The following is a 21,669-nucleotide window of genomic DNA, read 5'->3' as shown; positions in this document are numbered from 1 at the left end:
TTAGTCCTCCCCCAGGATCTGCGGCACCTTGAATCGCTGCTGCTCCTGGGCGGGAGCGCCGGAGAGCGCCTGCTCGGGGGTGAGCGAGGGACGGACCTCGTCCGCGCGCATGACGTTCGTCAAGGGCAGCGGGTGGGAGGTCGGCGGGACGTCTTGGTCGGCGACCTCGGAGACGCGGGCGACCGCGCCGATGATGTCGCCGAGCTGTCCGGCGAAGTGATCCAGCTCGTTGCTGGACAGCTCAAGGCGCGCCAGCCGAGCGAGGTGGACGACCTCCTCGCGCGTAATGCCAGGCATGCAGCGATCCTCTGGGGGTGGGTGGATGTGTGGTTTCGGACCCAATCCTATGGGGCGGGGCGGCCGGCCTGCGAAACGGTTTGCGGCCGTGCCGGTACGGGGGCCCCGTGCGGCCCGCCGCGGGGCGCTCCCCGGGCTCCGCCCGGCCCCTCGCGGAGCCCCGGTACGCGGCGCGGGCCTCGTACGCCCGACGGGGTCAGACCGCGTCGGCCTCGGCTGCGGCCAGTTCCGCCGAGATGTCGGCCGGGCGGCGCCAGCCGCGTTCGCCCCGGGCGAGGAGCCACGCGGTGGCCTCCTGCGGCGGCATCGCGGCGGCGACCAGCCACCCCTGTACCGCGTCGCAGCCCAGGTCCCGCAGCCGCTCCCAGGTCTCGTCGTCCTCCACGCCCTCGGCGACCACGAGCAGGCCCAGCGAATGGGCGAGGTCGACCGTGCACCGGACGATCTCCGCGTCCTGCGCGTCGACCGCGAGGCGCCCCACGAAGGAGCGGTCGATCTTGAGCTCGCTGACCGGCAGCCGGCGCAGGTGGACCAGCGAGGAGTAGCCCGTGCCGAAGTCGTCGAGGGACATCTTCACGCCGTGGCCGGTGAGCCCGGCCATGGTGTCCGCCGCCCGCTGCGGATCCTCGAGCAGCACGTGCTCCGTTATCTCCAGCTGGAGGCCGCTCGCCGGGACCCCGTGCCGCGCCAGCCGCGCGGCCACCGCTCCCGCGAATCCGGGGGTGTGGACGTCGCGCGGCGAGACGTTGACGGCGACCGGGACCTTCAGGCCCTGCGCGCGCCACCGTGCGACCTGTGCGAGGGCCGTCTCCAGGACGTACTCGGTCAGGTGCGGCATCAGCCCGGAGGTCTCGGCGATCGCGATGAACTCGTCCGGGGACACCCGACCGCGTTCCGGATGCACCCACCGCACCAGGGCCTCGAGCCCGGCCACCTGTCCGTCGAAGCGGACCTTCGGCTGGTAGTGGAGTTCCACTTCGCCCGCGTCGAGGGCGCGGCGCAGATCGCCGAGGAGGCCGAGCCGGTCGGGGGTGTTGCTGTCCCGCTTGGACTCGTACACCTCCACGCCCGTGCGGTCGCGCTTCGCCTGGTACATCGCCACGTCGGCGCGGCGCAGCAGCCCCTCGGCGTCGAGGGCGTGGTCGGGGAAGACGGCGAGGCCGGCGCTGGCCTCCAGGACGAGCGTGAGGCCGTCGAGGTCCAGCGGGGAGCTGAGCTCGGCGACCAGGTGGCGGGCGATCCGCTGGGCGCTGGTGGTGGAGTCGGCGACGGGCAGCAGGACGGCGAACTCGTCTCCGCCGAGCCGGGCGGCCTCGGCGTCCTCGGGCAGCGCCTGGCGCAGCCGGTCGGCGATCTGCAGGAGCAGCCGGTCCCCGGCCAGGTGGCCGAGGGTGTCGTTGACCGCCCGGAAGCGGTCCAGGTCGATCAGCACGAGAGCTGCCCGGGTGCCCAAACGTTCAGCCTCGTCCAGGGCGGACCAGGCCCGCTCCAGCAGCCACTGCCGGTTCGGGAGTCCGGTCAGCGGGTCCCGCAGCTGTTCCTCGGCGCGGGCCCGGGCGATCCACAGGGTGGAGTCCAGCGCGATCAACGGTACGGCGAACAGCGGCAGCAGGACCGGCTGCGTGACCGCGACGACGCAGATCAGCGGGGCGATCCCGAGCAGGGCGACCGCCACTAAGGCCTGCCGGAGCAGGGCCGTACGGGCGACGGTGGGCAGGCCGCCGCCGCGCGGGGCGAGCGCGATCCACAGCAGGACGCGGGTGGCGAGCAGGTACGCGACCGCCACGAGGACGATCTCGGGTACCGCGTCGATCTCCCAGGTGGTGGGGCGCCACGGGTTCTCCACGGACGGTGCCTCGCCGAAGGCGGCGAGTACGAGGGCTCCCGCGCCGATGCCGAGGATGTCCGCGGACCCGTGCAGCAGGCCCTGCCGCCAGCGGTGCCGGCGTGCTGCGCCGACCAGGGAGACGACGGCGAGCGAGACGAGTCCCGCGGGCACCCACCCGTAGAGGAGCAGCACGCCGAGGGTGAGCGCCGCGCCCGAACCGGTGCCGCCCCACCAGCGGTCGCGGCCCAGCGCGACGAGGTGGCCGACGATGACGCCGGTGAGCAGGGCGAGCGCCCAGCCCACCGCGCCGCCGGGGAACAGTGCATGACGGCCGCTCAGCGCGGAGACGACCCCCGCTCCGAGTGCCACGACGGCCAGGCCCACGACGGCGAAGGACAGCACACCGCGCCGTCCGGTTTCCTCCGCACCGGTGGCGAGCGGCCGGTTCTCCGGTGTCCTGGACCCCAGGACACCGAGCCGGCCCGCCCGCATGGACGGGATGTCCCCGCCGAATTCAGGTGACGGGTCGGCGCTTTCGGTGGGTTTCATGCCCGTCCCTCTCACAGCCGGCGATGCCGATGTCACGCGATGGCCCCGATGTCATGCCATCACGGCTGACATCGCGTCCGGCAGCCGTGCACGACAGGCGCACCCCTCAACAGTAGGACGCGGGAGGGCCCCAGGGGCAGCGGTCGGCGGTGGTTGCCCGAATGCGACCCAGCCATCCTCATCAGTACGGTATCCGCCGAACGGGTGAGTTTGGACCAGGACCCCCCGGTCACCCATCCGATGATCCGACAGCTCACCGCCCTACGACCAGCCTTGTACCAGCCGTTTACCACCGTCCGTCGCGCCTGGCGTGCGCCCGCCCGTACGGCCGCACGCCGCGCATCCGTTCACCTTCGCTACTCACCCGCGGATGTGTCCGGGCGATTGCCTTCCGGCCGCTCCTGCGCTCCGCCGTCGCCGTCGCCGTCCACCGGAAGCGCGGCCTCACGGGCCGCGTCCGGTCCCTGCTCCAGCAGGACCTCGAACCCGGCGTCGTCGAGGATGGCGAGCTTCAGCTGCACGGCCTTGTCGTACTTGGAGCCCGGGTTGTCGCCGACCACGACGAAGGAGGTCTTCTTCGACACCGATCCGGTGACCTTGGCCCCGCGGCTCTGCAGGGCCTCCTTCGCACCGTCGCGGGTGTGGCTCTGCAGGGTGCCGGTGACGACGACGGTCAGCCCCTCCAGCGGGCGCGGCCCCTCCTCCTCGGCGGAACCTTCCTCCTCCATCCGGACCCCGGCCTCCTGCCACTTGCGCAGGATCTCCTGGTGCCAGCCGACGTCGAACCACTCCTTGACGGAGGCCGCGATGATCGCGCCGACCCCGTCGGTGGCCGTCAGCTGCTCCTCGGTGGCGTTCCGGATGCCGTCGATCGACCGGAACTCGCGGGCCAGGGCCTCGGCGGCGACCGGTCCCACGTGACGGATCGACAGGCCGTTGATGATGCGGGCGAGCGGGCGCTCCTTGGCGGCGGCGATGTGCTCCAGCATGGCCAGCGCGTTCTTCTTCGGCTCGCCCTTCTGGTTGGCGAAGACCGTGACGATCTTCTCCTCGCCGGTCTTCGGGTCCCGCTTGGGCAGTCCGCTGTCCGGGTCCAGGACGTACGCCTTGATGGGGAGCAGCTGCTCGATGGTCAGGCCGAACAGGTCGCCCTCGTCCAGCAGCGGCGGCTGCGCCGGCTCCAGCGGGCCGGTCAGCGCGGCGGCCGCCACCATGCCGAAGTTCTCGATGTCCAGGGACTGCCGGCCGGCCAGGTAGAACACGCGCTCGCGCAGCTGCGCGGGGCAGGTCTGCGCGTTGGGGCACCGGACGTCGATGTCCCCCTCCTTCATCGGACGCAGCTCCGTCCCGCACGCGGGGCACTCGGCCGGCATCACGAACTCCCGCTCGCTGCCGTCCCGCAGGTCCACCACCGGCCCGAGGATCTCGGGGATGACGTCGCCCGCCTTGCGCAGCACGACGGTGTCCCCGATGAGCACGCCCTTGGCCTTGACGACCTCCTGGTTGTGCAGGGTCGCGAACTCCACCTCGGAGCCCGCCACGTGGACGGGCTCCACCTGCGCGTACGGGGTGACGCGCCCGGTCCGGCCGACGCCGACCTTGATGTCGATCAGCTTGGTGTTGACCTCCTCGGGGGCGTACTTCCAGGCGATGGCCCAGCGCGGTGCGCGCGCCGTGGAGCCGAGCCGTCCCTGGAGCGCGATCTCGTCGAGCTTGACGACGACGCCGTCGATCTCGTGCTCCACGGAGTGCCGGTTCTCGCCGAAGTACGAGATGAACTCGCGGACCTCGGCGAGGGAGGAGACCACCTTGTTGTGCCGGGCGGTCGGCAGGCCCCACTCCCGCAGCAGCTCGTACGCCTGCGACTGGCGCTCGATGCCGAAGCCCTCGCGGGCGCCGATGCCGTGCACGACCATGTGCAGCGGACGGCTCGCGGTGACCTTCGGGTCCTTCTGGCGCAGCGAACCGGACGCCGCGTTGCGCGGGTTGGAGAAGGGCCTGCCCTCGGCGGCGACGAGCCGGGCGTTGAGCTCCTCGAACTTCTCCATCGGGAAGTAGACCTCGCCGCGGATCTCGACGAGGGCCGGGATCCGGTCGCCCTTCAGCCGGTCCGGGATCTCGGCGATGGTGCGGACGTTGGGCGTGATGTCCTCACCGGTGCGGCCGTCGCCGCGGGTGGCCGCGCGGGTCAGGCGGCCGTTCTCGTAGGTGAGGTTGACGGCGAGGCCGTCCACCTTCAGCTCGCAGAGGTAGTGGTAGTCCTGGGTGTTCACGTCCCGGGCCACCCGGTCGGCCCAGGCGGACAGCTCCTCCCCGTCGAAGGCGTTGTCGAGGGAGAGCATGCGCTCGCGGTGCTCGACGGAGGCGAAGTCCGTCTCGTACGCCCCGGCCACCTTCTGGGTGGGCGAGTCGGGCGTGCGCAGCTCCGGGTACTGCTCCTCCAGCGCCTCCAGCGAGCGCAGCAGCTTGTCGAACTCGGCGTCGCTCACGACCGGCTGGTCGTTCACGTAGTACCGGAAGCGGTGCTCCTCGATCTGTTCGGCCAGCAGCGCGTGCTGCTCACGCACCGCCGCCGGTACTGCCGTGTCCTGCTGTTCGGCTGCCATGCCGTGTCCTCCCGTGGCCCGTCTCGACCGTCACTCAGGGTTGTCGGCGAGCGACCTCGCCGCCCTGACGCAATGCGCCTGCGCCGCGCGGGCGTAGGCGGGCGAAGCGCCCGCCAGACCGCACGACGGGGTGACCACGACGGACTCCGCGAGAGCCCCCGGGGCCAGCCCCAGCCTGCGCCAGAGCTTCCTGACACCCATGACGCTACCGGCAGGGTCCGACAACGGGCCGTCGGTGCCGGGCACCACTCCGGCGAAGAGTTTCGTCCCTCCTTCGACGGCCTCGCCGAGGGCGTCGTCCTCGCGCTCGGTGAGCAACGAGAAATCGAACGACACGCCTGCGGCGCCGGCCCGCCGCAGCAGCCCGAAGGGGACCTCGGGGGCGCAGGAGTGCACGATCACGTCTCCGTCGTGGACGGCGAACAGCTCGCGCAGGGTCCCCTCGACGAGCTGCCGGTCGACGGCGCGGTACGTCCGGTAGCCGCTCGCGGAGCGCACCCGCCCGAGCAGTACGGCGGTCAGCGAGGGCTCGTCGAACTGCAGCACGACCTCCGCGCCGGGGATCCGCCTGCGTACGTCGGCCAGGTGCCCGCGCAGGCCCTCGGCGAGCGATCCGGCGAGGTCCCGGCAGGCGCCGGCGTCCTGGAGCATGGCCTCGCCGCCGTGCAGCTCCAGGGCCGCGGCCAGCGTCCACGGGCCGACGGCCTGGACCTTGAGCCGGCCGGTGTACCCCTGGGTGAACTCCTCCAGGGCGTCGAGGTCCTCGCCGAGCCAGGACCGCGCGCGCTTGCTGTCGCGTCCCGGGCGGTCGCTCACCCGCCAGCCGCTGGGCTCGACGTGCGCGTACATGTCGACCAGCAGCCCGAGGGAGCGGCCGATCATGTCCGCGCCGGGGCCGCGGGCGGGCAGTTCGGCGAGGTACGGGAACTCCTCGAAGGAGCCCGTCACGGTCTTGGCCGCCTCGCGGGCGTCCCCGCCGGGCAGCGAACCGACGCCGGTGGCGCTCGCGCTCACCGGCCCGGCCGCACGGTCAGGTCGTTGACCTCGGCGTCGCGCGGCAGGTCGACGGCCATGACGACGGTGGTGGCCACGGACTCGGGGTCGATCCAGGCGGCCGGGTCGTACTCCTTGCCCTCCTGGGAGTGCACCTTGGCCTGCATGGGGCTGGCGGTGCGCCCCGGGTAGACGGAGGTCACGCGGATCCCGTTCGCCTTCTCCTCCTCGCGCAGCGAGTCGGCGAGCGCCTTCAGCCCGTGCTTGGAGGCGGCGTAGGCGCTCCAGTCGGCGTGGGCGTGCAGGCCGGCGCCGGAGTTCACGAAGACGACGGTGGCCTTCGAGGCGCGAAGGGTGGGCAGCAGCAGCCGGGTGACCTCGGCGGGGGCGATCAGGTTCACGTTGAGCTGCTGGTGCCAGGTCTTGGGGCGCAGTTCGCCGACCGGTCCGAGGTCCACGATCCCGGCGACGTGCAGCAGGGAGTCGATGCGCTCGGGGAGGGCCTGCTTGGAGAAGGCCCACGAGAGCCGGTCGGGGTCGGCGAGGTCGCCGACGAGCACGCCCGCCCCGGGGTACCGCTCGACGAGCTGCTTGCCGCGGGCGGCGTCCCGGGCGAGGAGGACGAGGTCGTCACCGCGGGCGTGCAGGCGGGCGGCGACGGCGGCGCCGATGCCGGACCCGGCACCGGTGATCAGGTGAGTAGCCATACCGCCCATGCTCGCACCCCCGGCCCGATCGGCCGGCACGGCCCGGTCGGCCGTCGTCAGAGGCCCGCGGCCGCGCGCAGGGCGGCGGCCGTCTTCCGCGCGTCGTAGTCCGCCGGGACGCCCTCGACCAGGATGACCTCCCCCGCCATGTGGCGGGTGCGCAGGGGGACGAGCGCCTGGTAGGCGGGTGAGGCGTACCAGGCGCGGGCGCGGGCCATGTCCGGGAAGCCGACCACGACGACCGTGCCGGGGAAGGGCCCCTCCATCACCTCGACCTCCGCGCCGTGCACGAGGAAGCGGCCGCCGAAAGGCTCCATGGTCGACTGGATCCGCTCGATGTACTCGAGGATGTCCTCGTTGACGCTCTCGGGGCGGATGTGGGCGATGCCGTAGGCCGTCATGGTCTGCTTCCCTGTCAATCGGCCTGCCGGTGCGGGCCGTTGGTCCGATCCTGACAGGGCGTGGCCGCGGCCGCGATTACCTCGGGGGTCATGCCGGAGCGGGCTGGAAGGTGCGCCGGTAGGCGATCGGGGAGACGCCGAGCGCGGTCCGCATGTGCTGGCGCAGGGAGTTGGCGGAGCCGAAGCCGGCCCGGTGGGCGACCAGGTCGACCGGCAGGTCGCTGGACTCCAGCAAGTGGCGTGCGATCTCCAGGCGTTGGGTGGTCAGCCACTGGACGGGGGTCATGCCGACCTCGTCGCGGAACCGCCGGGTGAAGGTGCGCAGGCTCATCCGGGCGTGGGCGGCGAGCTCGGCCAGGGTGATCGGCTCGGCGAGGCGTTCCAGGGCCCAGGCGCGGGTGGCGGTGGTCGTGGCGACGGTGGGTTCGGGGACCGGGCGGTCGATGTACTGGGCCTGGCCGCCGTCGCGCCAGGGCGGGACGACGCACAGGCGCGCGGCCCGGTTGGCGACCGCGGAGCCGTGGTCCTGGCGGATCAGGTAGAGGCAGAGGTCGACGCCGGCCGCCACGCCCGCCGAGGTGAGGATGTCCCCGTCGTCGACGAAGAGGACCTCCTCGTCGAGCCGGACCTGCGGGAAGCCCCGCTGGAACTCGGGGGCGTGCTTCCAGTGCGTGGTGGCGGGCCGGCCGTCGAGCAGCCCGGCCGCGGCGAGGACGGCGGAGCCGGTGCACAGGGAGACCAGCCGGGTGCCGGGCCGGATCGCGGCGAGGGCGTCGGCCAGCGCCTGCGGCAGGGGCGCGCCGTGCGCGAGGTCGTCCATGGAGTGCGTGGGCGTGACGATCACCGTGTCGGCCGCGGCGAGCGCCTCGGGGCCCGCCGAGACGACCACGGTGAAGCCCGCGTCGCTGGCCACGGGCTGTCCGTCGGCGGTGCAGACGGTCAGCTCGTAGAGCGGGTTCCCGGCCTCGTCCTGGGCGTTTCCGAAGACCCGGGAGGGGATCCCGAGCTCGAACGGCGGGGCTCCTTCGAGCGCGAGTACGGCGATACGGTGCATGGCCAGATCCTGTCACATGGTGGCCGTCCGGCCAATACCACGACCCGCTTCCGACGCCGAGGCTGGTTGCAGAGCAGCACCGGAGACACCTGGAACGGCTGCGGAACCCGAGGAGAAACACATGCGCGCCATCGTCGTCAGCCAGTGGGGCGGACCCGAGGTACTGACCGAGACCGAGCTGGAGCGGCCGGAGCCGGCCATGGGCGAGATCCTGGTACGGGTCCACGCGGCCGGCGTGAACCCGGTCGACTGGAAGACCCGGGCCACCGGCGCTCTGATCCCCTGGGGCCCGGTCCCACAGGTGGGCTGGGACGTGTCCGGCACGGTCGAGGCCGTCGGACCGGGCGTGACCGTCCACCGGGTGGGCGACGAGGTGTACGGGATGCCGCGCTTCCCGCAGCAGGCCGGTGCGTACGCCGAGTACGTGACGGCTCCGGCCCGGCACTTCGCCCGCAAGCCCGCCTCGCTGGACCACGTGCAGGCGGCCGCGCTTCCGCTGGCGGCGCTGACCGCCTGGCAGGCGCTGGTGGACACCGCCGGGGTCACGGCGGGGCAGCGGGTGCTGGTGCACGCCGCGGCCGGCGGGGTCGGGCACCTGGCCGTGCAGATCGCCAAGGCGCTCGGCGCGTACGTGATCGGCACCGCGAGCGCGGGCAAGCACGAGGTGCTGCGCGGGCTCGGCGCCGACGAGGTGATCGACTACCGCACCACGGACTTCGAGGACGCGGTCACGGACGTGGACGTCGTGATCGACGCCATCGGCGGGGACTGCACTCAGCGCTCGCTGAGCGTGCTGAAGCCGGGCGGCCACCTGGTGACCCTGCCCGGCCCGGACGGCATCCCGGCCGACACCCGGGGCGTGCGGGCCGACTGGGTCCTCGTGGAGCCGGACCTGAAGGGCCTGGAGGAGATCGCGGCCCTGGTCGAGCAGGGCCTGCTCAAGCCGCTGGTCGACACCGTGCTGCCGCTGGAGCAGGCCGCGAAGGCCCACGAGATCGGCGAGCTGGGCCGGACCACCGGCAAGATCGTCCTGACGGTGGCCCAGGCCTAGGACGCTATACGGAGGCCGCGGCCCGCCGGGTCGTGGCGATGGTGGCGGAGCCGACCACGCGGGTGCCGTCGTAGAGCACGATCGCCTGGCCGGGGGCCACGCCGCGGACCGGCTCGGTGAAGGAGACGCGCAGCTCGTCGTCCACGAGCTCGGCGAAGACCTCGGTCTCGCCGCCGTGGGCGCGCAGCTGCGCGGTGTACGTGCCCGGGGCGGCGGCCGTGGAGCCGCACCAGCGCGGGCGGATCGCGGTCAGGGCGGTCACGTCCAGGGCCTCGACGGGGCCGACGGTGACGGTGTTGTTCACCGGGGAGATGTCGAGGACGTAGCGCGGCTTGCCGTCGGCGGCGGGGTGGCCGATGCGCAGGCCCTTGCGCTGGCCGATGGTGAAGCCGAAGGCGCCGTCGTGGGTGCCGACCTTCTCGCCGGTCGCCCCGTCGACGATGTCGCCCTCGGCCTTGCCGAGGCGGTTCGCGAGGAAGCCCTGGGTGTCGCCGTCGGCGATGAAGCAGATGTCGTGGCTGTCGGGCTTCTTGGCCACGGCCAGGCCGCGCTCCTCGGCCTCGGCGCGGATCTCTTCCTTGGTGGTCAGGGTGTCGCCGAGCGGGAAGAGGGCGTGGGCGAGCTGCTTCTCGTCGAGGACGCCGAGGACGTACGACTGGTCCTTGGCCATGTCGGAGGCGCGGTGCAGCTCGCGGGAGCCGTCCTCGTTCAGGACGACGGTGGCGTAGTGCCCGGTGCAGACGGCGTCGAAGCCGAGGGCGAGGGCCTTGTCGAGGAGCGCCGCGAACTTGATCTTCTCGTTGCAGCGCAGGCAGGGGTTCGGGGTGCGCCCGGCCTCGTACTCGGAGATGAAGTCCTCGACCACGTCCTCGCGGAAGCGCTCGGCGAGGTCCCAGACGTAGAAGGGGATGCCGATGACGTCCGCGGCGCGGCGGGCGTCGCGGGAGTCCTCGATGGTGCAGCAGCCGCGGGCCCCGGTCCGGAAGGACTGCGGGTTCGCGGAGAGCGCGAGGTGGACGCCGGTCACCTCGTGCCCGGCTTCGACCGCGCGGGCGGCGGCGACGGCGGAGTCCACGCCCCCGGACATGGCGGCCAGGACGCGAAGCGGGCGGGGTGCGCGCGGCAGGTTCTCAGTCATAGCACCTTCCAGGGTACGGGGGAACCGAGCGGGGTCACAGCGCGTTATCGGGTACGGGGGGTGGATCACATGACCGAGTCGGGGAACAAGGGATCGAAACCGCGGAGCCGGACCCGCAGGGCGGTGCTGTTCGGCGGGCTCGGTGTCGTCGCGGCGGCGGCGGCGGTCGCCGGCCGCGACGAGATCGGCCGGGCCTGGTGGCTGGTACCGGGAGTGGCCAAGCCGCGCAAGGAGGGCGAGCTGGACCACGCGGGTGCGAGCTGGACCTCGGCATCGCCCGCGAACTGGCGGATGGCGGACCGGCCCGACGACTACCGGGTGGACCGGATCGTCGTGCATGTCACACAGGGCAGCTTCGAGGGCTCGGTGCAGGCCTTCAAGAACCCGTTCCACCGGGCGTCGGCGCACTACATGGTGCGCGGCGACGGCCATGTGGAACAGCTGGTGCGCGAGATGGACGTGGCCTTCCACGCGGCGAACCGCTCGATGAACGAGCGCAGCATCGGCATCGAGCACGTGGGCTTCGTCGACCGGCCGCAGGACTTCACGGACGCGATGTACGCGGCGTCGGCCCGGCTGGCGGCCGACGTCTGCCGGCGGTACGGGATTCCGGCGGACCGCAAGCACATCGTCGGCCACTCGGAGGTCCCGGGCGCCGACCACACGGACCCGGGCCGCCACTGGGACTGGGACCGCTACATACGCCTCGTCCGGGAGGCCCCCGGGGCGGGCCCGGCTAGCTGAGGCCCGCCGTGCGGGCGCGTTCGACGGCCGGGCCGATGGCCGCGGCCAGGGCGGCGACGTCCTCCTTGGTGGAGGTGTGGCCCAGGGAGAAGCGCAGGGTGCCGCGGGCCAGCTGAGGGTCGGTCCCGGTGGCCAGCAGGACGTGGCTGGGCTGGGCGACGCCCGCGGTGCAGGCCGAGCCCGTGGAGCACTCGATGCCCTGGGCGTCGAGCAGCAGCAGCAGCGAGTCGCCCTCGCAGCCGGGGAAGCTGAAGTGCGCGTTGGCCGGGAGCCGGTCGTCGGGGTCTCCGCCGAGCACGGCGTCCGGAACGGCCGCGCGGACGGCGGCGACCAGCTCGTCGCGCAGCCCGCCGATCTCGGTGGCGAAGCGTTCGCGCCGCTCGGCGGCGAGGACGGCGGCCACCGCGAAGGCGGCGATGGCCGGCACGTCGAGGGTGCCGGAGCGCACGTGCCGCTCCTGGCCACCGCCGTGCAGGACGGGGACGGGGCTCTGGTCGCGGCCCAGCAGCAGGGCGCCGATCCCGTACGGGCCGCCGACCTTGTGACCGCTGACGGTCATGGCGGCGAGGCCGCTGTCGCCGAAGGAGACGTCGAGCTGTCCGAAGGCCTGGACGGCGTCGGAGTGCAGGGGGATGCCGTGTTCGCGGGCGACGGCGGCCAGTTCGTGCACCGGCATGACGGTGCCGATCTCGTTGTTCGCCCACATGACGGTGGCCAGGGCCACGTCGCCGGGGTTGCGCTCGACCGCCGCGCGGAAGGCGTCCGCGTGCACCCGCCCGTAGCGGTCCACGGGCAGGTACTCGACCTGGGCGCCCTCGTGCTCGGCCAGCCAGTGGACGGCGTCGAGCACGGCGTGGTGCTCGACGGGGCTGGCCAGCACCCGGGTTCTGGCCGGGTCGGCGTCCCGGCGGGCCCAGTAGAGGCCCTTGACGGCGAGGTTGTCGGCCTCCGTGCCGCCGGCGGTGAAGACCACCTCGCTGGGGCGGGCGCCGATCGCGTCGGCGAAGGCCTCGCGGGCCTCCTCGACGGTTCGGCGCGCCCGGCGGCCGGCGGCGTGCAGGGAGGACGCGTTCCCCGTGGCGGCGAACTGCGCGGACATCGCCGCGGCGGCCTCCGGCAGCATCGGGGTGGTGGCGGCGTGGTCGAGGTAGGCCATGATCCCCCGATTCTACGAGCCCGCCGGGCCTCCCCTCGCCCCGCCCGTCAGGTCCGGGGGGCCCGGGCGAGCTGGCGGGACTGGGCGACCAGGTGGCCGGCCGAGTCCCAGACCTCGGCGTCCTCTTCGAGGAAGCCGCCCGCCAGGTTGCGGGTGGTGATGGAGATCCGCAGCGGGCCGGGGGCCGGGCGGCGGCGGATGTGGGTGGTGAGCTCCACGGTCGGGGTCCAGCCCATCAGGCCGAGGTCGAAGGCGGTCGGGGGCAGCGCGTCCACCGCCAGCAGCATGGACAGCGGGTCGGCGTCGCGGCCGTCGGCCAGCTCGAACCAGGCCCGCATCTCGCCCTTGCCCGAGGGTGCGCCCAGCGCCCAGCCGGCGGTCGCGGGGTCCAGCCGCAGCCGCAGCCGGTCGACGATCGCGGAGCTCCCGGGGATCGGCGCGGGGCCGGCCTCGGGGCCGATGCAGTCCTCGTAGGCCGGCATCACGGGCGGCAGGGCCGTGGTCCGCACCTCGTCGGACAGGGCCGAGAGGTCGCCGTAGGAGGCGAGGACGCGGATGCGCTCGACCTCGGCGCCGCTCTCGTCGTACTGGAACAGCGAGGCCTGGCCGGTGGAGAGGGTGCGGCCGATCCGTACGACCTGCGTGCGGATCACGGCGGGGCCGGGCACGGAGGAGGTCAGGTAGTGCGCGGAGACGGTGAACGGGTCGGGGTGCGGCAGGGCGGCCGCCAGGGCCCGGCCGACGAGGGCCAGCAGGTATCCGCCGTTGACGGCGCTGATGATCGTCCAGCCGGCGGAGAGCTCCGCGTCGTACACCCCGGACTCGTCCGCGCGCGCGGTGACGGTGGTGTCGCGGTCGAACTCGCTGTCGCCGATGGTTGCCTGGGCAGCTGCGTGTGACATGAAACCGACGGTACACCGGCTTCCTACTAAGCGGTAGCTTTCTTTTGTTACGGCTCTTCGGCCACGGACGAGCGGCGGTTCCAGGCCAGCGGCGCACGCCAGTGGTAGCGCATGGCGAGCAGGCGCAGGACGAACGTGGTGACGATCGCGAGGCCGGTGGTCACGGCGTTGAGGGCCTCGAAGCCGATGGCGACGGCGACCATCGCGGCGCCGACGACGGCCGGCACGGCGTACATCTCGCGGTCGCGCAGCAGGGACGGCACCTCGTTGGCGAGTACGTCGCGCAGTACGCCGCCGCCGACGGCCGTGGCCAGTCCCAGGGCGGCGGACGCGGTGAGGCCGAGGCCGTACTCGTAGGCCTTGGTCGTGCCCGTCACGCAGAAGAGGGCGAGGCCAGCCGCGTCGAAGACGTTGATGGCACGGTTGATCCGCTGGACCTCGGGGTGCAGGAAGAAGACGAGCGCCGCGGCGATCAGCGGGGTCACGAAGAAGCTGAGCTCGCCGAAGGCGGCCGGGGGGACCGCGCCGATGACCAGGTCACGGAAGAGGCCGCCGCCGAGGGCGGTGACCAGCGCGAGGACGGCGATGCCGAAGACGTCGAAGTTCTTGCGTACGGCGAGCAGGGCGCCCGCGGTGGCGAAGACGAAGATGCCGGCGAGGTCCAGCGCATGCTGAACCCCTGGCGGGAAGAGATCGTGGAGCACCGGCTCATTGTCGCCTGTGGCGGGCCCCGGCCCGCCCCCCGCCTCCAACGCCGGCGGGGCTGGATGGGGATCCAGCCCCGCCCGCGGTTTTCGGCCGCTACTCCGAAACCGTGACCACCGCGTCCGCCGCGCCCGGCAGGGGCTTGTCGCCCGGCGCCTGGTCGGGGGCGTTCTCGGGGTGGTGGCAGGCCACCTGGTGGCCGGTCTTCAGGGCCAGCAGCGGCGGCTCCTGCGTCGTGCAGACCTGCGTCGCCTTCCAGCACCGCGTGTGGAAGCGGCAGCCGCTCGGCGGGGAGATCGGCGAGGGCACGTCGCCCTTGAGCAGGATGCGGCCGCTCTTGGCGCCGCGCCGCCGCGGGTCCGGCACCGGCACCGCCGACATCAGCGCCGTGGTGTACGGGTGCATCGGCGCCTCGTACAGCGACTTGTTGTCCGCCAGCTCGACGATCTTGCCGAGGTACATCACCGCGATCCGGTCCGACACGTGCCGGATGACCGAGAGGTCGTGCGCGATGATCACGTACGTGAGGCCGAGCTCCTGCTGGAGGTCGTCCAGCAGGTTGACCACCTGGGCCTGGATGGAGACGTCGAGCGCCGAGACGGGCTCGTCCGCCACGACCAGCTTCGGCTTCAGCGCCAGGGCCCGCGCGATGCCGATGCGCTGGCGCTGGCCGCCCGAGAACTCGTGCGGGTAGCGGTTGTAGTGCTCGGGGTTGAGGCCGACGAGGGACAGCAGGCGCTGCACCTCCGCCTTGAGGCCGCCCTCCGGCTGCACGCCCTGGAGCTTGAACGGCGCGCTGACGATCGTGCCCACCGTGTGCCGGGGGTTCAGCGAGCCGTACGGGTCCTGGAAGATCATCTGGATGTCGCGGCGCATCGGCCGCATCCCGGCGACGCCGAGGTGCGTGATGTCCTTGCCCTCGAACTCGACGGTGCCGCCCGTCGGCTCGAGCAGCCGCGTGATCAGCCGGCCCATGGTCGACTTGCCGCAGCCGGACTCGCCGACGACGCCCAGGGTCTCACCGCGCCGGACGTCGAAGTCGATGCCGTCGACGGCCTTGACCGCGCCCGCCTGCCGGCGCAGCAGCCCCTTGGTGATGGGGAAGTGCTTGGTCAGGCCGCTGACCTTGAGGAGCACCTCGGGAGCCGGAGCGGCGGCGGAAGCGTCGGGAGAGTCCGTGGCCTGCTCGGGAATGACGGCCGGGTCCGTCTTCTTGATGTCGGTCACAGCTTCGGCGCAATCTCTTCGGTCCAGATCCGGGTCCGCTCCTCCTGCGACATGTGGCAGGCGGACCAGTGGCGGCTGCCGTCCTCCTCGACCAGCTCCGGCCGCACCGTGCGGGTCAGGTTGTCCTTGGGCACGTCGGCGTACGGGCAGCGCGGGTTGAAGGCACAGCCGCTCGGGATGTTGATGAGGCTGGGCGGCGAACCCTTGACCGGGATGAGGCGCTCGGTCTGTTCGCGGTCGATGCGCGGCATCGAGCCCAGCAGGCCCCAGGTGTACGGGTGCCGGGGCTCGTAGAAGACCTTCTCGGCCGTGCCGCGCTCGACGCACCGGCCGCCGTACATCACGAGGAGTTCGTCGGCCATCTCGGCGACCACGCCCAGGTCGTGCGTGATCATGATGACGGCGGAGCCGAACTCCTGCTGGAGGTCCCGGATGAGGTCGAGGATCTGCGCCTGGACGGTGACGTCCAGGGCGGTCGTCGGCTCGTCCGCGATGAGCAGCTCGGGGTTGTTGACCAGGGCCATCGCGATCATGGCGCGCTGGCGCATGCCGCCGGAGAACTCGTGCGGGTAGCTGTCGACCCGCTTGTGCGGCTCGGGGATGCCCACGCGGTCGAGGAGGTCGACGGCGCGCTTGCGCGCGGCCTTCTTGTCGACCTTGTTGTGGACCCGGTAGGCCTCGGCGATCTGCTTGCCGATGGTGAAGTACGGGTGCATCGCGGACAGCGGGTCCTGGAAGATCATCGCGATCTCCCGGCCGCGCAGCCGGCGCACCTCGTCCTCGTCGGCGGAGAGCAGCTCCTTGCCGTCCAGCCAGATCTCGCCGGAGATCCGGGCCCGCTGGCGGCCGTACTGGCCGACGCGGTGCAGGCCCATGATGCCGAGGGAGGTGACCGACTTGCCGGAGCCGGACTCGCCCACGATGCCGAGGGTCTTGCCCTTCTCCAGCGTGAAGGAGAGCCCGTCGACCGACTTGACCAGTCCGTCCTCGGTCGGGAAGTGCACCTTGAGGTCGCGGACCTCGAGGAAGGCGGTGGGGGGCCGCGTGCCGTCGACGGGCTCGTGCAGAGCTCCGGTCTTGGTGAGATCGGTCATGACAGCCTCACTCGGGGGTCGATCACCGCGTACATGAGGTCGACGATGAGGTTCGCGGCGACGACGAAGAACGCGGAGATCAGGGTGATGCCCAGGATGACCGGCAGGTCGTGGTCGCTGATGGCGCGGACCGCGTTGTAGCCGAGGCCGTGCAGCGAGAAGGTGGACTCGGTCAGCACCGCGCCGCCCATCAGGGCGCCGAGGTCCAGGCCGAGGACGGTCAGGATCGGCGTCATCGTGGAGCGCATGGCGTGCTTGCCGATGACGACGGGTTCGGTCAGGCCCTTGGCCCGGGCGGTGCGGATGTAGTCCTCGTTGAGGACTTCGAGCATGGTCGCGCGGGTGAGCCGCGCGTACATCGCCGCGTAGAGGAAGGCGAGCGAGACCCACGGCAGGATCATGCCGTTGAACCACTTGCCCGGATCGTCGGCGAACGTCGCCTCGGGACGCCCGAACCAGCCGAGCTGGTCGGAGAAGAAGGCGATGAACAGCATGCCCGTGAAGTAGATGGGGAGGGAGACGCCGGCGAGGGCGACACCCATCGCCGAACGGTCCAGGACCGTCCCGCGCTTGAGGGCGGAGATGACGCCGGTGGCGACACCGCCGATGACCCAGATCACGACGGCGCCGGCCGCGAGCGCCAGGGTGACCGGCAGCCAGTCCAGCAGCAGCGGCCAGACCTCCTGCTCGGTCTTGAAGGAGTAGCCGAAGCAGGGCGCGGCGCATTGCGTGACGTCGGAGCCGTTGGCGTACGTACGACCCGCCACCAGCCCGACGACGAACTTGCCGAACTGGACGAGGATCGGGTCGTCGAGACCCATCTTCTGCCGGATGCCCTCGATGGCCGCGGGGTCGGACTGCTTGCCGACGAAGTACAGCGCCGGATCCGTCCCGATCAGCTTCGGGAAGAGGAAGAAGATTCCGAAGGTCACCAGCGAGATGACCAACAGCATGACGATGACGGCGAAGATCCGTCGGATGAGATATGCAAGCACTGCGCTCGGCCTGGCTGCGGCCCGGGGGCGCCCCCTTCTGGAGAGCGCCCCCAGGCCGAAACCGCGGCCATCACCTGCCCTTCGTGCCTAGCGGGTGTGGCACTGGAACACTGGAACTGGACTGCCTGGCTGACTGCCTGACGGACGAACCGTTACTTCATGACACCGAGCGACGCGTAGTCGTACCGGCCGTTGTAGGCGTCGGAGGTGTACGCGTTGGTCAGGCGGGAGCTGCGCCAGGTGATCGTCTTGTCGTAGACGAAGGGCAGGTAGACCGCGGCCTCGGAGACCTTCTGGTTCATCTGCTTGTAGATGTCGCCGGCCTTGGTCGGGTCGGTCTCCGCGATGGCCTGGTCGAACAGGGTGTTGATCGCCGGGTCGTTCAGCTCGGAGAAGTTGTTGTTGCCGCTCTGCAGGATGAAGCGGCCGTCGACCAGCGGCTGGGAGAAGCCCTGCCCGGTCGGGAAGTCGGCGCCCCAGCCCATGATGATGATGCCGTAGCCCTTCTCCTTGACGACCTTCGGCGAACCGATGATGCCGGAGGTCTGGGCGCCGTCGAACTGGTCGACGTCGGCCTCGATGCCGACCTGCTTCAGGGCGTTCTGCAGGGAGACGGCCGTGGCGACCTCGACCGGCTTGTTGTTGCGGACCGCGATGGTGGTCTTGAAGCCGGACTCCTTGCCGCACGCCTTGAGGGCCTCCTTGGCCTTCTCGACGTTCGGCTTGCCGTCGTTCTTCAGGACCTCGTACGGGTCGTACTTGCCGTCGGAGCCCTTGATGCCCAGCGGGAGCATGTTGGGGGCGATGTCGCCACCGGCCTGCGGGCCGCCGCGGGCGGTCTGCAGGGACTTCTTGTCGGCCGCGTGGATGACGGCCTTGCGGCACTCGATGTTGTCGAACGGCGCGACGGTCTGCGGGAAGACGGCGTACCGGATGAAGCCGGTCTGGCCGTTGTCCAGGTTGTCCTTGTGCTCCTTCAGCGCGGTGGCGCGGGCCGCCTGGCCGATGCCGGTCGCGTTGAGGTCCAGGTCGAACTCGCCGTTCATCAGGCGCTTGTCCATGTCGTCCGCGTTCGACATGAAGGTGACCGAGATGGAGTCCGGGAGCGCCTTGCGGATGGTGTCCGACTCGGGCTTCCAGTTCTCGTTGCGCGAGAGCTTCATGCTCTTGTTGGGCTCGTACGAGTCGATCTTGTACGGGCCGCTCGAGAAGGGCTTCAGGCCGTACTTGGCCGCCGTGTCCTTCTCCTGCTTGACCGGGCTCGCCGCCGGCATGGCCAGCATCTGCTCGAAGTCACCGTTGGGCTGCGGGAGCTTGAAGACGATGGTCTTCGCGTCCGGGGTCTCGATCGCCTTGAGGCCGAGCTTGTCCGGGGCGGTGTCCTTGTACGGGCCCGGGTACTCGGTCTTCGGGTCGAGGACCTGCATCAGGTAGACCGGACCGCCCGAGATGACGTCCTGGGCCCAGGTGCGCTCGATGCCGTACTTGATGTCCTGGGCGGTGATGGGCGTGCCGTCCTCCCAGGTCACGTTGTCCTTGAGGGTGTACTTGTACGTCTTGCCGCCGTCGCTGATGTCGGCCTTGGCGGTGGCGAGGTCGGGGACGAGCTCGGTGCTCTGCTCGCCCGGGGCCGCCTTGTAGCTGACCAGCTGACGCGTGTAGTAGCGGGAGAAGTCCCACATGAAGCCGTAGTAGCCGCGCTGCGGGTCCCACGAGTCGGCTTCCTGGGTGCCGACGAACTTGAGCTCGCCGCCCTTCTTGTCCGACGCGTTGGCGATCTTGCCGATGCCGGCGTTGAAGCCGCCGCCGGCCGCCGGCTTGTCGTCCTTCTTCTCGTTTCCGCCACAGGCGGTCGCGGTCAGCATGACCGCGAGCACGACGGCTGTGCCAGCGGCAAGCCTGCGCTTCGACGTGCGATGGGTAGTCACGGTGCTCGCAACCTCCGTTGTAGTTACGGTGTACGTACGGCTCGAAGCCGGTTCCTGGTATGCCCTGCGATGGCTAGCGGGAGCCCTTCGGGTCGAGGGCGTCACGGACGCCGTCGCCGAAGAGGTTGAAGGCCAGCACGGTGATGAAGATCGCTACGCCGGGGAAGATCATGAAGAGCGGATCGTCCTCGTAGGTCCGCACGGCCGTGGAGAGGGTTTCCCCCCAGGACGGTGTGGGCGGCTTGACGCCGACGCCGAGGAAGCTGAGGGCGGCCTCGGTCAGCACGTTGGTGGGGATCATCAGCGTCGAGTAGACGGTGATGGGCGCCACCAGGTTCGGGAGCAGTTCGCGGAAGAGGATGTACATGCGGCCCGCGCCGAGGCTGCGCGCGGCCTCGACGTACTCGCGTTCGCGCAGCGACAGGGTCTGTCCGCGCACGATGCGGCCGATGTAGGGCCAGCCGAAGAATCCGATGACCAGCACCAGTACGGCGATCCGCAGGCCCGATCCCTCGAAGCCCCACAGCTTGCCGGGGATGACGGAGATCAGCGCGATGATGAACAGCAGCTGCGGGAAGGCCAGCAGCAGGTCCATCACGCGGCTGATCGCCGCGTCGACCCAGCCGCCGAAGTAGCCGGCGATGATGCCGAAGAAGGTGCCCAGCGAGACCGCCACGAAGGCGGACAGGAAGGCGACCAGGAGCGAGATCCGGGCGCCGTAGACGATCCGGCTGAACACGTCGCGTCCGTTGACCGGTTCGACGCCCAGCAGGAAGTCGCTGCTGATACCGCCCCAGTCGCCGGCCGGCAGGCCGAGCAGCGGGTCCAGCATGTCCTCGTGCAGCTCCTCCGGCGGGTGACCGAAGGCCTTGACGATCAGCGGCGCGAAGATCGCGACGAGGATCAGCAGGAGCACGATGACACCGCCGGCGAGGGCGACCTTGTCGCGCTTGAGGCGCAGCCAGGCGATCTTCCACGGCGAACGTCCCTCGATCGCCTTCTGGGGAACTCCGGGGGCGGCCACGGCTGCGGGCTCGGCCGCGGTGGTGTCGTGCAGTGGTGCCGTCATCGTGGTGGGGACCCCTCTCGGCCGACGGTGGCCGGCCCATGCCCGCCGCTGTGGCGGCTTGTTTCTTTCGGCGTCGCGTGATGGTGCGATTGGCGCGAAATGCGCCTGAAGTGCACGTGAAGGGCTGGTGGTTGTCAGATTGACCGGCCTTCGGTGGGGGGAGTCTTCAACGCCCTCTCAATCGGCCGCCAGACCTGCCGGGGATGTGATGCGCAACCGTGATCTGCACCGCCACCTTCCGTTATCCGAACCGCGCGCTCTGTTGAGCGGTGAAACACCGCCCGTTCGGCGCGGAACGGACATCCGGCCCAACTGCTCTTTCGGGCCTGGATCTTGGGCGCATTCGGTGGATATGCCGAAGGCCGCACCGATGGGTCCGGTGCGGCCTTCGAGATGGATGTCTCGGTATGCGGATGTCTGGAAACCGGGCGGTGTACGGCCGGAATCCCCCTGTCAGTACGCGGGCGCCTGGCCCTCGCGGTCGTAGAACGGGCGGGTCTGCGCGCGCAGCCACATCGCGACGGGGTCGTGCTCGTCCGCCAGCGCGACCGTGCACACCGGAACCCCCTCGGGGACGACGCCGACCGACTGGCGCATCATCTCCCGTACGGATTCCAGCGCGGGCGCGGAGGCGTCGTACAGGTCGAGCCCCACCGCCAGGTACGGGGACCCGAGCGCGGGCTGTACCCAGGCGCGGCGCAGCGAGCGGACGGCCGGGGTGCGGTGCGCGTGCTGGGTCAGCAGCCCGTAGAACTGCGGCAGCTCCAGGGAGGGCTCGGACAGCCGCAGCGGCCCGGCCGGCATCCGGTCCAGGCCGGTCGCGATCCGGCGCAGGTCGGCCCACGGGACGCCGAGCCCGCCGCCCTGGGCGTGCGGGTTGAGCCACAGGCCCCAGCGGTCCGGGTAGAGCGCGCGGGCGATGTCCCGCCCGGTGACCACCTCGTAGCCCCGGTTCCAGCCGCTGGCGGCCAGCTCCTGCGGGGAGGTCACGCACGGCGCGTAGCCGAGGCTCTCGACCTCCATGCCGCCGTACTGGGCGTCGGGGGAACCCGGCTGCCCCTGCCACAGCAGCATCCACACCCTGCCCTCGGCGAGGGCGTGCAGAAGTGACTCGTAGCTCTCATAGCGCCCGGGAGTCACCTGGCGCAGCATGTGCTCGACCTGCCCGGCCGCGGCCGTGCCTGACGCACTCACCCGGTACCCCTCTTCGTCCGCCCGTCGTCCA

At 71.5% G+C, this 21,669-nt stretch carries 19 protein-coding genes; 2 read left to right on the top strand and 17 right to left on the bottom strand.

The features are described 5' to 3' along the window. The 7 genes from gatC to ACTVZO_RS28585 form a co-directional block, all read right to left on the bottom strand. Complete coding sequence (gene gatC / locus ACTVZO_RS28615) at positions 1-297, bottom strand: Asp-tRNA(Asn)/Glu-tRNA(Gln) amidotransferase subunit GatC (protein WP_030010586.1); 297 nt, start codon at positions 295-297, stop codon at positions 1-3. Between the two features lie 196 nt (positions 298-493). Next, positions 494-2,674, bottom strand: coding sequence for a putative bifunctional diguanylate cyclase/phosphodiesterase (locus tag ACTVZO_RS28610; RefSeq protein ID WP_443301076.1), 2,181 nt, complete (start codon positions 2,672-2,674; stop codon positions 494-496). Positions 2,675-3,030: 356 nt separating this feature from the next. Beyond that, complete coding sequence (gene ligA / locus ACTVZO_RS28605) at positions 3,031-5,280, bottom strand: NAD-dependent DNA ligase LigA (protein WP_443301075.1); 2,250 nt, start codon at positions 5,278-5,280, stop codon at positions 3,031-3,033. Positions 5,281-5,310: 30 nt separating this feature from the next. After that, entirely contained in the window at positions 5,311-6,294 is a 984-nt protein-coding gene (locus ACTVZO_RS28600; RefSeq protein WP_443301074.1) for a methionine synthase, read from the bottom strand. Continuing rightward, positions 6,291-6,980: an SDR family oxidoreductase gene (locus ACTVZO_RS28595; protein ID WP_443301073.1), complete on the bottom strand. Its 690-nt coding sequence runs from the start codon at positions 6,978-6,980 to the stop codon at positions 6,291-6,293. Before ACTVZO_RS28595 ends, ACTVZO_RS28600 begins: the two co-directional genes overlap by 4 nt. A gap of 56 nt (positions 6,981-7,036) precedes the next feature. Beyond that, entirely contained in the window at positions 7,037-7,381 is a 345-nt protein-coding gene (locus tag ACTVZO_RS28590) for a DUF1330 domain-containing protein (RefSeq protein ID WP_443301072.1), read from the bottom strand. 88 nt (positions 7,382-7,469) lie between these two features. Further along, on the bottom strand, positions 7,470-8,435 hold the full coding sequence (locus ACTVZO_RS28585) for a GlxA family transcriptional regulator (protein WP_443301071.1): 966 nt from the start codon (positions 8,433-8,435) through the stop codon (positions 7,470-7,472). 121 nt (positions 8,436-8,556) lie between these two features. Between ACTVZO_RS28585 and ACTVZO_RS28580 the strand changes: the two genes are divergently transcribed. Further along, on the top strand, positions 8,557-9,486 hold the full coding sequence (locus ACTVZO_RS28580) for an NADP-dependent oxidoreductase (RefSeq protein ID WP_443301070.1): 930 nt from the start codon (positions 8,557-8,559) through the stop codon (positions 9,484-9,486). A gap of 4 nt (positions 9,487-9,490) precedes the next feature. Here the strand turns inward: ACTVZO_RS28580 and mnmA are convergent, their stop codons facing one another. After that, the gene (mnmA, locus tag ACTVZO_RS28575; RefSeq protein WP_443301069.1) at positions 9,491-10,624 is read right to left on the bottom strand and encodes a tRNA 2-thiouridine(34) synthase MnmA; all 1,134 of its coding nucleotides are present in this window, start codon (positions 10,622-10,624) and stop codon (positions 9,491-9,493) included. A gap of 69 nt (positions 10,625-10,693) precedes the next feature. On the opposite strand from mnmA, the gene ACTVZO_RS28570 reads away from it, so the two are divergent. After that, the gene (locus ACTVZO_RS28570) at positions 10,694-11,368 is read left to right on the top strand and encodes an N-acetylmuramoyl-L-alanine amidase (RefSeq protein ID WP_443301068.1); all 675 of its coding nucleotides are present in this window, start codon (positions 10,694-10,696) and stop codon (positions 11,366-11,368) included. On the opposite strand, the gene ACTVZO_RS28565 is transcribed toward ACTVZO_RS28570, so the two are convergent. The 9 genes from ACTVZO_RS28565 to ACTVZO_RS28525 all read right to left on the bottom strand — a co-directional run bounded on the left by ACTVZO_RS28565 (position 11,361) and on the right by ACTVZO_RS28525 (position 21,638). Next, on the bottom strand, positions 11,361-12,524 hold the full coding sequence (locus tag ACTVZO_RS28565) for a cysteine desulfurase family protein (protein WP_443301067.1): 1,164 nt from the start codon (positions 12,522-12,524) through the stop codon (positions 11,361-11,363). The two genes, ACTVZO_RS28570 and ACTVZO_RS28565, sit on opposite strands and share 8 nt — an antisense overlap. A gap of 47 nt (positions 12,525-12,571) precedes the next feature. Next, entirely contained in the window at positions 12,572-13,426 is an 855-nt protein-coding gene (locus ACTVZO_RS28560) for a thioesterase family protein (RefSeq protein WP_443301066.1), read from the bottom strand. A 47-nt stretch (positions 13,427-13,473) separates the two neighbouring features. Beyond that, the gene (locus tag ACTVZO_RS28555; protein WP_443301065.1) at positions 13,474-14,130 is read right to left on the bottom strand and encodes a trimeric intracellular cation channel family protein; all 657 of its coding nucleotides are present in this window, start codon (positions 14,128-14,130) and stop codon (positions 13,474-13,476) included. A 97-nt stretch (positions 14,131-14,227) separates the two neighbouring features. Continuing rightward, positions 14,228-15,358, bottom strand: a complete 1,131-nt coding sequence (locus tag ACTVZO_RS28550) for an ABC transporter ATP-binding protein (RefSeq protein WP_443301064.1) — start codon at positions 15,356-15,358, stop codon at positions 14,228-14,230. Beyond that, the gene (locus ACTVZO_RS28545) at positions 15,355-16,452 is read right to left on the bottom strand and encodes an ABC transporter ATP-binding protein (protein WP_443301063.1); all 1,098 of its coding nucleotides are present in this window, start codon (positions 16,450-16,452) and stop codon (positions 15,355-15,357) included. The genes ACTVZO_RS28550 and ACTVZO_RS28545 overlap by 4 nt, the downstream gene beginning before the upstream one ends. Further along, positions 16,449-17,447, bottom strand: coding sequence for an ABC transporter permease (locus ACTVZO_RS28540; protein ID WP_443301062.1), 999 nt, complete (start codon positions 17,445-17,447; stop codon positions 16,449-16,451). The genes ACTVZO_RS28545 and ACTVZO_RS28540 overlap by 4 nt, the downstream gene beginning before the upstream one ends. A 152-nt stretch (positions 17,448-17,599) precedes the next feature. Next, positions 17,600-19,375 (bottom strand): ABC transporter substrate-binding protein, encoded by a 1,776-nt coding sequence (locus tag ACTVZO_RS28535; protein WP_443301061.1) that lies wholly within the window; start codon positions 19,373-19,375, stop codon positions 17,600-17,602. 73 nt (positions 19,376-19,448) lie between these two features. After that, positions 19,449-20,444: an ABC transporter permease gene (locus ACTVZO_RS28530; protein ID WP_443301060.1), complete on the bottom strand. Its 996-nt coding sequence runs from the start codon at positions 20,442-20,444 to the stop codon at positions 19,449-19,451. Between the two features lie 453 nt (positions 20,445-20,897). Then, on the bottom strand, positions 20,898-21,638 hold the full coding sequence (locus tag ACTVZO_RS28525) for an enhanced serine sensitivity protein SseB C-terminal domain-containing protein (RefSeq protein WP_385062246.1): 741 nt from the start codon (positions 21,636-21,638) through the stop codon (positions 20,898-20,900). Between the last annotated feature and the right edge of the window lie 31 nt (positions 21,639-21,669).

Origin of the sequence: Streptomyces sp. IBSNAI002, assembly GCF_052244475.1 — a bacterium.
Classification (GTDB): Bacteria; Actinomycetota; Actinomycetes; order Streptomycetales; family Streptomycetaceae; genus Streptomyces.
Note: the sequence above shows the minus strand (reverse complement) of the source record. Positions and strands in the feature narration are given on the sequence as shown.

What these genes read in the sequence shown, in the direction of transcription:
- ACTVZO_RS28580 (WP_443301070.1), top strand. Translation starts at nt 8,557, where the DNA reads ATGCGCGCCATCGTCGTCAGCCAGTGGGGCGGACCCGAGGTACTGACC.
- ACTVZO_RS28590 (WP_443301072.1), bottom strand. Translation starts at nt 7,381, where the DNA reads ATGACGGCCTACGGCATCGCCCACATCCGCCCCGAGAGCGTCAACGAG.
- ACTVZO_RS28560 (WP_443301066.1), bottom strand. Translation starts at nt 13,426, where the DNA reads ATGTCACACGCAGCTGCCCAGGCAACCATCGGCGACAGCGAGTTCGAC.
- ACTVZO_RS28545 (WP_443301063.1), bottom strand. Translation starts at nt 16,452, where the DNA reads ATGACCGATCTCACCAAGACCGGAGCTCTGCACGAGCCCGTCGACGGC.
- ACTVZO_RS28610 (WP_443301076.1), bottom strand. Translation starts at nt 2,674, where the DNA reads ATGAAACCCACCGAAAGCGCCGACCCGTCACCTGAATTCGGCGGGGAC.
- ACTVZO_RS28585 (WP_443301071.1), bottom strand. Translation starts at nt 8,435, where the DNA reads ATGCACCGTATCGCCGTACTCGCGCTCGAAGGAGCCCCGCCGTTCGAG.
- gatC (WP_030010586.1), bottom strand. Translation starts at nt 297, where the DNA reads ATGCCTGGCATTACGCGCGAGGAGGTCGTCCACCTCGCTCGGCTGGCG.
- ACTVZO_RS28565 (WP_443301067.1), bottom strand. Translation starts at nt 12,524, where the DNA reads ATGGCCTACCTCGACCACGCCGCCACCACCCCGATGCTGCCGGAGGCC.
- ACTVZO_RS28530 (WP_443301060.1), bottom strand. Translation starts at nt 20,444, where the DNA reads ATGACGGCACCACTGCACGACACCACCGCGGCCGAGCCCGCAGCCGTG.
- ACTVZO_RS28595 (WP_443301073.1), bottom strand. Translation starts at nt 6,980, where the DNA reads ATGGCTACTCACCTGATCACCGGTGCCGGGTCCGGCATCGGCGCCGCC.
- ligA (WP_443301075.1), bottom strand. Translation starts at nt 5,280, where the DNA reads ATGGCAGCCGAACAGCAGGACACGGCAGTACCGGCGGCGGTGCGTGAG.
- mnmA (WP_443301069.1), bottom strand. Translation starts at nt 10,624, where the DNA reads ATGACTGAGAACCTGCCGCGCGCACCCCGCCCGCTTCGCGTCCTGGCC.
- ACTVZO_RS28570 (WP_443301068.1), top strand. Translation starts at nt 10,694, where the DNA reads ATGACCGAGTCGGGGAACAAGGGATCGAAACCGCGGAGCCGGACCCGC.